Origin of the sequence: Streptomyces sp. NPDC052040, assembly GCF_044548405.1 — a bacterium.
In the GTDB taxonomy this organism is placed as follows: Bacteria; Actinomycetota; Actinomycetes; order Streptomycetales; family Streptomycetaceae; genus Streptomyces.
Map to the genome: position 1 here is coordinate 19,367 of NZ_JBIUBV010000010.1, position 13,643 is coordinate 33,009.

At 70.1% G+C, this 13,643-nt stretch carries 14 protein-coding genes; 8 read left to right on the plus strand and 6 right to left on the minus strand.

Going from position 1 to position 13,643, the window contains the following annotated elements:
• The first annotated feature begins 30 nt into the window (after positions 1–30).
• Both ACIHAA_RS20640 and ACIHAA_RS20645 read left to right on the plus strand, forming a co-directional pair.
• The gene (locus ACIHAA_RS20640) at positions 31–318 is read left to right on the plus strand and encodes a hypothetical protein (protein ID WP_399819144.1); all 288 of its coding nucleotides are present in this window, start codon (positions 31–33) and stop codon (positions 316–318) included.
• A gap of 9 nt (positions 319–327) precedes the next feature.
• Positions 328–612 carry a hypothetical protein gene (locus ACIHAA_RS20645; RefSeq protein ID WP_399819146.1) on the plus strand — a complete coding sequence of 95 codons (285 nt, stop codon included), beginning with the start codon at positions 328–330 and terminating at the stop codon, positions 610–612.
• Positions 613–726: 114 nt separating this feature from the next.
• On the opposite strand, the gene ACIHAA_RS20650 is transcribed toward ACIHAA_RS20645, so the two are convergent.
• Complete coding sequence (locus tag ACIHAA_RS20650; protein WP_399819148.1) at positions 727–1,539, minus strand: hypothetical protein; 813 nt, start codon at positions 1,537–1,539, stop codon at positions 727–729.
• Positions 1,540–1,787: 248 nt separating this feature from the next.
• Between ACIHAA_RS20650 and ACIHAA_RS20655 the strand changes: the two genes are divergently transcribed.
• The 5 genes from ACIHAA_RS20655 to cseC all read left to right on the plus strand — a co-directional run bounded on the left by ACIHAA_RS20655 (position 1,788) and on the right by cseC (position 6,547).
• Positions 1,788–2,744 carry an A/G-specific adenine glycosylase gene (locus ACIHAA_RS20655; protein ID WP_399819150.1) on the plus strand — a complete coding sequence of 319 codons (957 nt, stop codon included), beginning with the start codon at positions 1,788–1,790 and terminating at the stop codon, positions 2,742–2,744.
• A 494-nt stretch (positions 2,745–3,238) separates the two neighbouring features.
• Positions 3,239–3,778, plus strand: a complete 540-nt coding sequence (locus tag ACIHAA_RS20660) for a SigE family RNA polymerase sigma factor (protein ID WP_399819152.1) — start codon at positions 3,239–3,241, stop codon at positions 3,776–3,778.
• On the plus strand, positions 3,766–4,422 hold the full coding sequence (locus tag ACIHAA_RS20665; protein ID WP_399819154.1) for a hypothetical protein: 657 nt from the start codon (positions 3,766–3,768) through the stop codon (positions 4,420–4,422). Before ACIHAA_RS20660 ends, ACIHAA_RS20665 begins: the two co-directional genes overlap by 13 nt.
• A gap of 8 nt (positions 4,423–4,430) precedes the next feature.
• Positions 4,431–5,135 carry a two-component system response regulator CseB gene (cseB, locus tag ACIHAA_RS20670; RefSeq protein WP_399819156.1) on the plus strand — a complete coding sequence of 235 codons (705 nt, stop codon included), beginning with the start codon at positions 4,431–4,433 and terminating at the stop codon, positions 5,133–5,135.
• A gap of 8 nt (positions 5,136–5,143) precedes the next feature.
• Entirely contained in the window at positions 5,144–6,547 is a 1,404-nt protein-coding gene (gene cseC, locus ACIHAA_RS20675) for a two-component system sensor histidine kinase CseC (protein WP_399819158.1), read from the plus strand.
• Here the strand turns inward: cseC and ACIHAA_RS20680 are convergent.
• The 3 genes from ACIHAA_RS20680 to ACIHAA_RS20690 all read right to left on the minus strand — a co-directional run bounded on the left by ACIHAA_RS20680 (position 6,495) and on the right by ACIHAA_RS20690 (position 9,119).
• Complete coding sequence (locus ACIHAA_RS20680; protein ID WP_399819160.1) at positions 6,495–6,941, minus strand: VOC family protein; 447 nt, start codon at positions 6,939–6,941, stop codon at positions 6,495–6,497. The two genes, cseC and ACIHAA_RS20680, sit on opposite strands and share 53 nt — an antisense overlap.
• Before the next feature lie 57 nt (positions 6,942–6,998).
• Positions 6,999–7,424 (minus strand): helix-turn-helix transcriptional regulator, encoded by a 426-nt coding sequence (locus ACIHAA_RS20685; protein WP_399819483.1) that lies wholly within the window; start codon positions 7,422–7,424, stop codon positions 6,999–7,001.
• 111 nt (positions 7,425–7,535) lie between these two features.
• The gene (locus ACIHAA_RS20690; protein WP_399819163.1) at positions 7,536–9,119 is read right to left on the minus strand and encodes an MDR family MFS transporter; all 1,584 of its coding nucleotides are present in this window, start codon (positions 9,117–9,119) and stop codon (positions 7,536–7,538) included.
• Positions 9,120–9,285: 166 nt separating this feature from the next.
• Between ACIHAA_RS20690 and ACIHAA_RS20695 the strand changes: the two genes are divergently transcribed.
• Positions 9,286–9,882: a TetR/AcrR family transcriptional regulator gene (locus ACIHAA_RS20695; RefSeq protein ID WP_399819165.1), complete on the plus strand. Its 597-nt coding sequence runs from the start codon at positions 9,286–9,288 to the stop codon at positions 9,880–9,882.
• Between the two features lie 73 nt (positions 9,883–9,955).
• Here ACIHAA_RS20695 and ACIHAA_RS20700 read toward each other — a convergent pair whose 3' ends face one another.
• Both ACIHAA_RS20700 and ACIHAA_RS20705 read right to left on the minus strand, forming a co-directional pair.
• On the minus strand, positions 9,956–10,513 hold the full coding sequence (locus tag ACIHAA_RS20700; protein ID WP_399819168.1) for a M23 family metallopeptidase: 558 nt from the start codon (positions 10,511–10,513) through the stop codon (positions 9,956–9,958).
• A 439-nt stretch (positions 10,514–10,952) separates the two neighbouring features.
• Positions 10,953–13,475, minus strand: coding sequence for an ATP-dependent Clp protease ATP-binding subunit (locus ACIHAA_RS20705; protein WP_399819170.1), 2,523 nt, complete (start codon positions 13,473–13,475; stop codon positions 10,953–10,955).
• Positions 13,476–13,643 lie beyond the last annotated feature (168 nt).

Below are 13,643 nucleotides of genomic sequence, written 5' to 3' on the forward strand. Positions count from 1 at the left end.
AGCGCTACTGCCCGGCGGTACCTCTGTTGAGTGGGGGGGTCCGTCGCGGAGATCCTCGCGGCCGAGCACCCGGACCGGGTGGCCGTCCTGCACCTCACGAACACCGACCCGCGGCGTGCGCTCACGGCGGACCCGGCGAAGCTCCCGCCCGACGCGGCGGCCCACCTCGGCCGGGCGGCCCGGTGGTTCCGCACCGAGGGCGGGTACATCGCGGAGCAGTCGACACGGCCGAACACCCTCGCCGTCGCCCTCGGCGACTCACCCGCCGGCCTGGCGGCGTGGATCGTGGAGAAACTGGAGTCCTGGTCCGACGAGTAGGCCTTCACCGTGGACGAGCTGCTCACCTGGGTCACCGCCCACTGGGTCACCGGCACGATCGGCACCTCGCTCGCCACCTACGCCGAACCGGCCACCCCGCCCCGCCGGATCGGGACGCCGACCGTGCTCTCCGTGTTCCCGCGCGACACCAAACCGGAGCCACGAAGCTATGCGGAGAGCTTCCTGAACGTCGTCGACTATGCGGAGCACCCCGCGGGCGGCCACTTCGCGGCCTGGGAACAGCCCGGGGCCTACGCCGGTGATGTGCGCCGCGCGGTCGCGCTGGGCGGCTGAACGGGCGCCCACGGGCATCCGTCTCTGCGTTCGGAGGATGACCGCATGCAGAACCCCGGTTCGGGCGCGCTGACTTGAAGGACCGCGGCACCCGGCGGGCCGGGCCGGGCAGTGTCAGTCCTTCGACAGCACGAACGACGTCTGGGACTTCGGGAAGCCGGGGGCCTTCGCCTCGACCAGATAGGTGGCCGCGGGGGCCGAACCCGGCGGCGGGGTCGCGCAGTTGGGACGGCTCTGCTTGCGGTCCCACTTCACGGTGTAGGTGATGTTCCCGTGCGCGGGCACCCGGAAGAGGGCGCTTCCCGAGCCGCTCGGGCAGTCGGACGAGGACCACACGTCGTCGTCGCTACCGGTCTGCGTGATCGTCAGCACGGCACCCTTGGGCCCGAGATCGACCTTGCAGTCGGACCCGGAGGAGTTCTTGGCGTCCAGCTCGAAGGCGGGGGTGTCCCCGGGCTCATAGGTGTTCTTGACGCTCCGCAGCGTCAACTGGACGTCACTGGAGGAGCAGTTGGGCAACGAGGCCGCCGCGTCCGCGGCCAACTGCCCGCCACTGGATCCGCCGTTGCCGCTCCCGTCCGACCCGCCGGACCCACTGCCCGAACCCCCGGCTCCCGCGTCCGAACCACCGGAGCCGCCGGAGCCCGACGCGCCCCCCGACCCGGAGGAGCCCGATCCGCCCGACTCGTCCCGACCGCCCGGGTGTTGGCTGATCGCCGGACCGCTCCCGGACGGCCCGGGAGTGATGGACGTGGTGGGATGCTTGCCGTTCGAGCCGTCCGCCCTGTTCCTGCCACCGCCTCCGCCGACAGTGACCACCCAGGCGATCAGCAGCGCCAACAGGGCCAGTACCGACAGCAGTACGGCCCTCCGTCGCCAGTAGATGGAGGAGGGAAGCGGCCCGACCGGATTGCGCAGAGATCCCACAGTGAAAACTCTACGAGAGATCGGCGCCGCGCCTCGCGTCACCCGCCGCCCCGGCACCAACTTTTCCGGATCATCATCCCGGGCGGCCCCCGGCCGACCGGCCCCGAGCCCCGTCCGCCGACCCGGGACACCGGCATACGCGACGATTCCACCCACCCCTCCGCCGGGCCGAAGCCGACCGACACAACACCCCCACCCCGCCCGGTCCCCCACCCCGGCGCCCCTCACGTGGCAGGATCGAAGGCGTCATGACTGCACCCACCACCCCCACCCCCGTTGCCACTGCCGCCGCCGGACCCGCCCAGAACGACGACCTCGCGGGCCGGGCCTCCGGCAGGGATCTGCACGCCCCGGTCATCGACTGGTTCACCGAGCACGCCCGGGACCTCCCGTGGCGGCGCCCGGAGGCCGGGCCGTGGGGCGTGATGGTCAGTGAGTTCATGCTTCAGCAGACGCCGGTCAACCGCGTCCTGCCGGTCTACGAGCAGTGGCTCGCCCGCTGGCCCCGCCCCGCCGACCTCGCCAAGGAGCCACCCGGCGAGGCCGTCCGCGCCTGGGGCCGCCTCGGCTATCCGCGCCGCGCCCTGCGGCTGCACGGCGCCGCGCTGGCGATAACCGAACGGCACGGCGGCGACGTACCCACCGACCATGCGCAGCTGCTCGCGCTGCCCGGCATCGGCGAGTACACCGCCGCGGCCGTCGCGTCCTTCGCCTACGGCCAGCGCCATCCGGTCCTGGACACCAATGTGCGGCGGGTCCTCGCCCGCGCGGTCACCGGTGTGCAGTACCCGCCCAACGCCACCACCGCCGCGGAGCGCAGGCTCGCCCGGGAGCTGCTGCCCGAGGACGAACGGACGGCGTCCCGCTGGGCCGCCGCCTCTATGGAGCTGGGCGCGCTGGTCTGCACCGCGAAGAACGAGACGTGCCACCGCTGCCCGATCGCCGCGCAGTGCGCCTGGCGGCTGGCGGGGAAGCCGGAGCACGACGGGCCGCCGCGCCGCGGGCAGACGTACGCGGGCACGGACCGCCAGGTGCGCGGGCGGCTGCTGGCCGTGCTGCGCGAGGCGGTGGGGCCGGTCCCCCAGTCGGTCCTGGACCGGGTGTGGAACGAGCCGGTGCAGCGGGCCCGTGCCCTGGACGGACTCGTCTCCGACGGTCTGGTGGAACCCCTCCCCGGCGGGCTGTACCGCCTCCCCCTGACCTGACACCACTCGACCCGACCCGAATCGACCCCACCGAACCGATCGAACCGGCCGAACCGGAACGCCCGGGCGCGCGATCCTTCTGCGCACGCCCGGGCAGGCGGCTTCCGGTCCCGGGACCCCGGCGCGCGGTCCTCACCTCCGCGCCCGCCGAAGAGCCGTAGGGCAGCAGACGGCCGCCGCCGCACAGCCGGGGCTTTGTCACATCACAGACTTCCGGGTGCACCAGGTGGACAAACCACCCCATACCTCACCCAACTGCCGCTCCTTCTTACCCTGTTCCTCCGTCTGTTACACAACCGACGGACAGCCGAGCGCTCTCCGCAGGCTGGCTCGGACAACGCCGTGACAAGCCGTCCGTAACTTCATATGCGTGCCACGGCGGACCGCCTGGCACACGAGCCGATCACGGCTCATACGGACTTTGCGGTACCGGCACCCGGCTGCGGAACACAGCCGAGGGACGCGCCGGAAACGGGGATACGGAGGCGGTTGGAATGGCGCACGGCGAGGTGCTCGAATTCGAGGAGTACGTCCGCACCCGGCAGGACGCGCTGCTGCGCAGCGCCCGTCGGCTGGTGCCCGACCCCACCGACGCCCAGGACCTCCTCCAGACCGCGCTGGTGCGCACCTACGGCCGCTGGGACGGCATCGCCGACAAGCGCCTGGCGGACGCCTACCTGCGCCGCGTGATGATCAACACGCGGACCGAGTGGTGGCGGGCGCGCAAGCTGGAGGAAGTGCCCACCGAGCAGCTGCCGGACGCCAGCGTCGAGGACTCCACGGAGCAGCACGCCGACCGCGCTCTGCTGATGGACGTCCTCAAGGTGCTCGCTCCGAAGCAGCGCAGTGTCGTGGTGCTGCGACACTGGGAGCAGATGTCCACGGAGGAGACGGCCGCCGCCCTCGGCATGTCGGCCGGAACGGTCAAGAGCACGCTGCACCGGGCGCTCGCCCGGCTCCGCGAGGAGCTGGAGTCCCGCGATCTGGACGCAACGGCGCTGGAGCGTGAGGAGCGGGAGCGTTGCGCGGCCTAGGCACGGGGGCCATACGGCCCGGCGGGGCCCACAAGGCGGTGATGGCGGCGGTGGCCGCGATCGCCGCCCTCGGGCTTTGTCTCACCGGCTGTTCCACCGGCGGCACGGGAGCCCGGGACGAGGGCCCGGCGGCCAGCGACCCGGTGGTGGCGGGCGCCGCCAAGCCGTCCGCCTCACCGGCCAAGAAGGAACCCACGCGGCTGGACGTGGTCAAAATGGTCAAGGACGATCCGAAGGTCGCGAAGACGGTCAAGGAAGATCTGAAGCCCTGCGTGGCCGATGAGTACCCGGTCGACGTCTCCTACGGGAACGTCACCGGCGGCACCGCGAACGACATCGTCGTGAACGTGATGACATGCAGCGACGCCGTCGGCCTCGGCTCGTATGTGTACCGCATGGAGAATCACAGGTACGAGAATGTCTTCCAGTCCGAGGAACCCCCGGTCTACGCGGAGATAGACCGCGGTGACCTGGTGGTCACCCAGCAGATGTACGAGAAGGGCGACCCCGTGTCGTATCCCTCCAGCGAGGAAGTGATCACCTACCGCTGGTCGGCGAGCCACTTCGGCGTCGTGTCCAGCACGCGCAACGTGTACAGCAACGCGGTGGGCAACAGCGGCACGCCCGCCCCGACGGGGAACTGAGAGAGCGGATGGCAGAACAGACCCACGTTCTTTTCGTCGAGGACGACGATGTGATCCGCGAGGCCACCCAGCTCGCCCTGGAGCGGGACGGCTTCGCGGTCACCGCCATGCCCGACGGCCTTTCGGGTCTGGAGGCCTTCCGCGCCCGCCGCCCCGACATCGCCCTGCTGGACGTGATGGTGCCCGGGCTGGACGGGGTCAGTCTGTGCCGCCGTATCCGCGACGAGTCGACCATTCCCGTGATCATGGTGTCGGCGCGCGCCGACTCGATCGACGTGGTGCTCGGCCTGGAGGCGGGCGCGGACGACTATGTGACCAAGCCGTTCGACGGTGCCGTGCTGGTCGCCCGCATCCGTGCGGTGCTGCGCCGCTTCGGGCACGCGAACGGCGCCGGCCGGGGCACCGAGGAGCCCGCGGCGCCGGGCGACGGTGTCCTCACCTTCGGCGAGCTGGAGATCGACACCGAGGGCATGGAGGTGCGCAGGTCGGGACGGCCGGTGGCGCTCACGCCCACCGAGATGCGGCTGCTGCTGGAGTTCTCCTCGGCACCGGGCACGGTCCTGTCGCGCGACAAGCTGCTGGAGCGGGTGTGGGACTACGGCTGGGGCGGTGACACCCGTGTCGTCGACGTCCATGTGCAGCGGCTGCGGACGAAGATCGGCCAGGACCGCATCGAGACGGTCCGCGGCTTCGGCTACAAGTTGAGAGCTTGAACAGGGGTATGCGGGGGATTTTCGGACGCCTGATCACGGACGACCCGGCCATAAGGACGGGACTCAGGTGGAAGCTCAGCGCGGCGATCGCTCTGGTCGGCGCGCTGGTCGCGATCGCGCTCAGCCTGGTCGTGCACAACGCGGCGCAGGTGTCGATGCTCGACAACTCGCGCGATCTCGCCGTGGAGCGGATCCAGGTGGCCCAGCGGATGTACGAGTCCGGGCGCACCCAGACCTTCGGCGTCAAGGTCGACGACCCGGGCATCCCCCGGGATCTGCTCCAGAAGGTCATGGAGGGCCGCCGGGCCACCTATGTCTCCGAGGGTGCGAACGGCGTGCCGGACATCTGGGCGGCCGTGCCGCTCAAGGACGGCCGGGTGCTGTCCCTGCACACCCGTTTCACCGACCGCAGCGCCGATGTGATGAAGGACCTGGACCAGGCCCTGATCATCGGTTCGATCGCGGTGGTCCTCGGCGGCTCGGCGCTCGGTGTGCTGATCGGCGGCCAGCTGTCGGGGCGGCTGCGCAAGGCCGCGGCGGCGGCGAACCGGGTCGCGGCGGGCGAGACCGACGTCCGGGTGCGGACGGCGATCGGCGGCGTGGTGCGCGACGAGACCGACGATCTGGCGCGCGCGGTGGACGCGATGGCGGACGCGCTGCGCCAGCGCCTGGAGGCGGAGCGCCGGGTGACCGCGGACATCGCCCATGAGCTGCGCACCCCGGTCACCGGACTGCTCACGGCGGCGGAGCTGCTGCCGCCCGGACGGCCCACCGAACTGGTACTGGACCGGGCGCAGGCCATGCGCACCCTGGTGGAGGACGTCCTGGAGGTGGCCCGGCTGGACAGCGCCTCCGAGCGGGCGGAGCTCCAGGACATCATGCTCGGCGAGTTCATCGCCCGGCGGGTGGCCGCCAAGGACCCCGATGTCGAGGTGCGGGTGATCCATGAGTCGGAGGTCACCACGGATCCGCGCCGGCTGGAGCGGGTGCTGTTCAATCTGCTGGCGAACGCGGCCCGGCACGGCAAGCCGCCGATCGAGGTGTCGGTCGAGGGCCGGGTGATCCGCGTACGGGACCACGGGCCCGGCTTCCCGGAGGAACTGCTCGCCGAGGGTCCGAGCCGCTTCCGTACGGGCAGCTCGGACCGCTCGGGGCACGGCCACGGCCTGGGCCTGACGATCGCGGCGGGCCAGGCACGGGTGCTGGGCGCGCGGCTGACGTTCCGCAACGTCCGCCCGGCCGGGTCGCCCGAGCATGTCCCGGCGGAGGGCGCGGTGGCGGTGCTGTGGCTGCCGGAGCACGCGCCGACCAACACGGGCAGCTACCCGATGCTGCCGCTGTCGGGCGGCCGGTCGGGCGCTACGAGGACCAGTCCTGGTCGAGGTCCAGACCGCCCTCCCGCCGCTGGGTGAAGGAGAACCAGTTGCCGGAGTCGTCGCGGAAGAGCGCCTCGGTGCCGTAGGGGCGCTCCTGCGGCTCCTGGAGGAACTCCACGCCCCGCTCCTTGAGCCTGGCGTAGTCCCCGTGGATGTCGTCGGTGGCCAGCACTCCGGCGCCGAGGGCGCCCTTGGCGATGAGCGTTCTCATCATTTCGGCGGACTCGGGGTCCATCGCGGGCGGTCCCGGCACCATGAGGGTCAGCTCCACATCGGGCTGGTCCGGGGCGCCGACGGTCAGCCAGCGCATGCCCCCGTCCCCGATGGTCATGTCCGTACGGACCTCAAGGCCCAGTTTCTCCGTGTAGAACTCCTTGGCCCGGTCCTGGTCGAGGACCCAGACGGTGACGATGGCGAGCCCCTTGATCATGCTGTTCTCCCGGGGGTGCGAGGTGCCGTTGCGCTGCCACCGTAGGCAGCCGGGCGGTCAGTCCGCTTCTTCTGGATTGCGCTCCTCGGCGGCGGTGCCGGGCGGGCGGAAGCCGCCGGCCCAGAGCATCGCGTAGCACCCGGGGATGAGGGCGGCGCCGCGCCCCACGTGCCGTCTCCGGTACTCGGTGGGGGACAGGCCGGTCCGGGTCCTGAAGCGGGCGGAGAAGGTGCCGACGCTGCTGAATCCCACGAGGTGGCAGATCTCGGTGACCGTCAGGTTGGCCGTGCGCAGCATCTCCTGGGCGCGCTCGATCCGGCGGTGCGTCAGATACTGCCCGGGGGTCTCGCCGTAGGCGGCCTTGAAGGCGCGGATGAAGTGGAAGCGCGAATATCCGGCGTGGGCGGCCACGGCGTCGAGATCGAGCGCCGGATCGGCCCAGTCCCGGTCCATCGCGTCCTTGGCGAGCCTCAGCTGCCGCATCCTGTCCACGTTCCGATGCTGCCACGGGGCACCGACAGCGGGCGGGGACGGGCGAAGGCCCCGGAGCCGTCGTAGGGGCTCCGGGGCCTTCGGGGACCGGGGGACGGTGCGTCAGACGGCCTCTGCCACCGCCTGCTGCACCTGCGCGGCGTCCCCTGCCGCGTCCCCGGCCGGCTTGCCGGAACCGGCCCCGCGCAGCGGGACCTCCTTGACGAAGACCGCGGCGAGCAGCGCCACCACGGCCACCACCGAGCCGAGGACGAAGGCGGAGTGGGTGCCCGCCGAGACCGCGTACTGGTACGCCTCACGGGCCGCCGCCGGAAGCTTCTCCAGGCTCTTCGCGTCCAGCTGGGCCGACTGCTCGGTGATCTTCGAGCCGAGGGCGCCCGCCCGCTGGGACATCACGTCCTGCACGCGGTTGTTGAACAGCGCGCCCATGATCGCTACACCGAAGGAGGAGCCGAGCGTACGGAACAGGGTGGTGGTCGAGGACGCGACGCCCATGTCCCGCATCTCCACGCTGTTCTGCGCGACCAGCATGGTGATCTGCATCAGGCAGCCCATACCGGCGCCCAGGACGGCCATGTACAGACCCGAGGTGAACCGGCTGGTTCCGGTGTCCATCTGGGCCAGCAGGAACAGACCGATGATCATCAGGACGCTGCCGACCAGCGGGAAGACCTTGTAGCGACCGCTGTTGGTGGTGACCCGGCCCGCGATCATCGACACGACCAGCATCGCGCCGAGCATCGGCAGGAGCAGCAGTCCGGAGTTGGTCGCGGACGCGCCCTGGACGGCCTGCTGGTAGAGCGGCAGGAAGAGGGTCGCACCGAACATCACAAAGCCGGTGATGAAGCCGATCACCGACATCAGCGTGAAGTTGCGGCTGCGGAAGATGTGCAGCGGCACGACCGGCTCGGAGGCCTTGGTCTGCCAGACGACGAACCCGATCAGCGCGGCGACGCCGATGCCGATCAGCTCCATGATCCGGGCGGAGGTCCAGGCGTACTCGGTGCCGCCCCAGGTGGTGACCAGCACGATCGAGGTGATGCCGACCGTGAGCAGTCCGGCGCCGAGGTAGTCGATCCGGGCCTGGGCGCGCTTCCTGGGCAGGTGCAGCACGATGCTGATGGCGACCAGGGAGACTATGCCGAGCGGCAGGTTGATGTAGAAGGCCCAGCGCCAGCCCCAGTGGTCGGTGATGGTGCCGCCGACCAGCGGGCCGCCGATCATCGCCAGCGCCATGACACCGGCCATCATGCCCTGGTACTTGCCGCGCTCCCGCGGCGGGATCAGGTCGCCGATGATGGCCATGACGCCGACCATCAGACCGCCCGCGCCGAGGCCCTGCACCGCGCGGAAGCCGATGAGCTGGCCCATGTCCTGGGCCATGCCGCTGAGCGCCGATCCGATCAGGAAGATCACGATCGAGCTCATGAAGGCGCCCTTGCGCCCGTACATGTCGCCGAGCTTGCCCCACAGCGGGGTGGAGGCGGCGGTCGCCAGCGTGTACCCGGTCACCACCCAGGACAGGTGCTGAAGGCCGCCCAGCTCGCCCACGATCGTCGGCATCGCGGTGCCGACGATCATGTTGTCGAGCATCGCGAGCATCATGGTGACCATGAGCGCGAGCAGGACGACCCGCACGCTCCGTGGCTGCTTCTCGGTCTCGGGCGGTGCCGTGTTGTCCGCCATGCTCCCCACTCCCCTGAGTGTTGCGGGCCGTCGGCTACTTACTTGCCGCCCGGCTAGTTGATTACACTGAGGGAAGGTAGCCCCGAAACTAGCCGGGCGTCAAGTAAGTTTGGTCGGCCTGTCTGTCGGGCGGTATGCAGGTATCCGGAGTCCGAGGAGTACGAGGATGGGCAGCACCACCATGGACAGCAGCAAGCGGCAGCGGCGGGGCGACACCCGCCAGCGGATCCAGGACGTGGCGCTCGAACTCTTCGCCGAACAGGGCTACGAGAAGACCTCGCTGCGGGAGATCGCCGAGCGCCTGGACGTCACCAAGGCGGCCCTGTACTACCACTTCAAGACCAAGGAAGAGATCCTGGTCAGTATCTTCGAGGACCTCTCCCGCCCGATCGACGAGCTGATCGAGTGGGGCAGGTCCCAGCCGCACACCCTGGAGACCAAGCGGGAGGTGCTGCGCCGCTACAGCGAGGCCCTGGTCGAGGCGTCCCCGCTCTTCCGCTTCATGCAGGAGAACCAGGCGACGATCCGCGAGCTGAGCATCGGCAACGAGTTCAAGGACCGGATGCTCCGGATGCGGGGCATCATCCGGGACCCGGACTCCTCGCTGACCGACCAGGTCCGCTGCATCAGCGCGCTGTTCACCTTGCACGCGGGGATGTTCCTCCTCCAGGAGGTCGACGGCGACCCCGAGGACAAGCGCCAGGCGGTCCTGGAGGTCGCCGTCGACCTGGTGACGCAGGCGCACGCGGGTCCGGCGGCCTGACCGCGACCCCGCGGCCTTACGGCCCCGGGGCCCCGGAGGGCACCGGGGGGGCCGTGCGCCGCTTCGGCGGCTCTCAGACCGCCACGCCGCGGGCGCGCAGGAAGGCCAGGGGGTTCACGGCCGAGCCGTAGTGCGGGGTCGTGCGGATCTCGAAGTGCAGATGGGGTCCGCTGGAGTTGCCGGTGTTGCCGGAGAGGCCGATGCGCTGGCCGGTCGCCACGCTCTGGCCCGGCCGGACGTCGATCCGGGAGAGATGGGCGTACTGGGAGTAGGTGCCGTCGGCGTGCTTCAGGACGATGGCATTGCCGTAGGCGGCGCCGTCCCCGGCACCGTTGGCACCGGCCTTGACGACGGTCCCGGCGTACACGGCGCCGACCGGGGTGCCACTCGGCACCGCGAAGTCCTGGCCGCTGTGCTTGGCCTTCCACATGGCACCGGCCTGATTGAAGCCCGCGGTGAGCCCATAGCCCCGCACGGGGTGGGTCCAGGCGACGGCACCGGAGGCACCGCTGTCGGCGGCACTCGCGACACCGGCCCCCAGCAGGGCCGAGACTCCCGCACCGGCGGCCAGTACGGCGAGCCGGGTACGCAGCCGGGACGTACGGGACGGGGAGAAGGCACACAGGGGCATGGGGACCTCGCGGTGATCGGGGGACTTGACCATTCCTTGGTACAAGCACCCCCGGGAGTCCTCAAACCCGCCCGCTACGACGGCCCCTCGTACACACCGGACGGAATTCCCGGCCCCTTGACAGAAGGGCCCCTCTCGGGAAGTCGGAGCGAAAGGGCTCCAGAGCGGGCATTCACGCGGCGCTCTCTCCACCGATGGAGCGCATATGTCCCTTTTTGATAAGAAAATTCTTCTGCTAGGAGGGCTAGTACTGCCCACTCCCGCTGTGTGCCATGTCACCGTTCCGGCGCCCCGCACCAGCCCCGGAAAGGCGATTTCCGGCTTCGGGGAAATGCCCCGGGCGGGTGCCGACGGCACCCGGCAATGCTCTTCGGAAGCGGAAAAGGGGCTGCCCCGGGACTTCATGTCCCGGGGCAGCCCCTGTGCGAAACCCTGAGGGTCACGCCTCCTTGCTCAGGTTCGGACCGCCGCCCGCCGCCTGCTCGATCGGCGGGACGTCCGGCAGCGCCGACTTCTCCTCGCCGCGGAAGGTGAAGGTCTGGGTGTCGCCCTCGCCCTCGGTGTCCACGACCACGATGTGACCCGGGCGCAGCTCCCCGAAGAGGATCTTCTCGGACAGGGTGTCCTCGATCTCGCGCTGGATCGTGCGGCGCAGCGGCCGGGCGCCCAGCACGGGGTCGTAGCCCTTCTTCGCCAGCAGCTCCTTGGCGGACTGGGCCAGCTCGATGCCCATGTCCCGGTCCTTGAGCCGCTCGTCCACCTTGCCGATCATCAGGTCGACGATCGCGAGGATGTCCGCCTGGGTCAGCTGCGGGAAGACCACCACGTCGTCGACGCGGTTGAGGAACTCGGGCCGGAAGTGCTGCTTCAGCTCGTCCGAGACCTTGTTCTTCATGCGCTCGTAGTTGGTCTTCGTGTCGCCCGCGGCGGCGAAGCCCAGGTTGAAGCCCTTGGAGATGTCCCGGGTGCCGAGGTTGGTCGTCATGATGATGACCGTGTTCTTGAAGTCCACGACCCGGCCCTGGGAGTCGGTCAGACGACCGTCCTCCAGGATCTGGAGCAGCGAGTTGAAGATGTCCGGGTGGGCCTTCTCGACCTCGTCGAAGAGGACGACCGAGAACGGCTTGCGGCGCACCTTCTCCGTCAGCTGGCCACCCTCCTCGTAGCCCACGTAGCCGGGGGGCGAACCGAAGAGGCGCGAGACCGTGTGCTTCTCGCTGAACTCCGACATGTCGAGGGAGATCAGCGCGTCCTCGTCGCCGAAGAGGAACTCGGCGAGCGCCTTGGACAGCTCGGTCTTACCGACACCGGACGGACCCGCGAAGATGAACGAGCCACCGGGGCGCTTCGGGTCCTTCAGACCGGCACGCGTACGGCGGATCGCCTTGGAGAGCGCCTTGACGGCGTCCACCTGGCCGATGACCCGCTTGTGCAGCTCGTCCTCCATGCGGAGCAGCCTGCTGGACTCCTCCTCGGTGAGCTTGAACACCGGGATGCCCGTGGCCGTGGCCAGGACCTCGGCGATCAGCTCGCCGTCGACCTCGGCGACGACGTCCATGTCGCCGGCCTTCCACTCCTTCTCCCGCTTGGCCTTCGCGGCGAGCAGCTGCTTCTCCTTGTCGCGGAGAGAGGCCGCCTTCTCGAAGTCCTGGGAGTCGATCGCGGACTCCTTGTCCCGGCGGACGCCCGCGATCTTCTCGTCGAACTCGCGGAGGTCCGGCGGCGCGGTCATCCGGCGGATGCGCATCCGGGATCCGGCCTCGTCGATCAGGTCGATCGCCTTGTCCGGCAGGAAGCGGTCGGAGATGTAGCGGTCGGCCAGGGTGGCGGCCTGGACCAGGGCCTCGTCCGTGATGGAGACGCGGTGGTGCGCCTCGTAGCGGTCGCGCAGGCCCTTGAGGATCTCGATGGTGTGCGGCAGCGACGGCTCCGCGACCTGGATGGGCTGGAAGCGGCGCTCCAGGGCCGCGTCCTTCTCCAGGTGCTTGCGGTACTCGTCGAGCGTGGTCGCACCGATGGTCTGGAGCTCACCGCGGGCCAGCATCGGCTTGAGGATGGAGGCCGCGTCGATGGCGCCCTCGGCGGCACCCGCACCGACCAGCGTGTGCAGCTCGTCGATGAACAGGATGATGTCGCCGCGGGTGCGGATCTCCTTGAGCACCTTCTTCAGGCGCTCCTCGAAGTCACCGCGGTAGCGGGAGCCGGCGACCAGCGCGCCCAGGTCCAGGGTGTAGAGGTGCTTGTCCTTGAGGGTCTCGGGCACCTCCCCCTTGACGATGGCCTGCGCCAGGCCCTCGACGACGGCGGTCTTGCCGACGCCGGGCTCACCGATCAGCACCGGGTTGTTCTTGGTGCGGCGGGACAGCACCTGCATGACCCGCTCGATCTCCTTCTCGCGCCCGATGACCGGGTCGAGCTTGGACTCACGGGCGGCCTGGGTCAGGTTCCGGCCGAACTGGTCCAGGACGAGGGACGTCGAGGGGGTTCCCTCGGCCGGGCCGCCGGCGGTGGCGGTCTCCTTGCCCTGATAGCCCGACAGCAGCTGGATGACCTGCTGGCGGACCCGGTTGAGGTCTGCGCCCAGCTTGACCAGGACCTGGGCGGCGACGCCCTCGCCCTCACGGATCAGGCCGAGCAGGATGTGCTCCGTGCCGATGTAGTTGTGGCCCAGCTGAAGAGCCTCGCGGAGCGACAGCTCCAGGACCTTCTTGGCACGGGGGGTGAAGGGGATGTGGCCGGACGGGGCCTGCTGGCCCTGGCCGATGATCTCCTCCACCTGCTGGCGGACCGCCTCGAGCGAAATCCCGAGGCTCTCCAGGGCCTTAGCGGCGACACCCTCACCCTCGTGGATCAGGCCCAGGAGGATGTGCTCGGTGCCGATGTAGTTGTGGTTGAGCATCCGGGCTTCTTCCTGAGCCAGGACGACAACCCGCCGCGCGCGGTCGGTGAACCTCTCGAACATCGTTAATCGCTCCTCAGAGCGGTCAGGCAGTAAGGGGACGCTCCCCTCCCTGTCCTTCCGCAGCTTAGTCCCGCAAGCGGGGACCGCTCATTCCAACTGCCGACACCGTCCTTGGCCTCCTGACCCCGAACGCCGACATCTGCTCCAACCCGATGGTGCGAGACGATG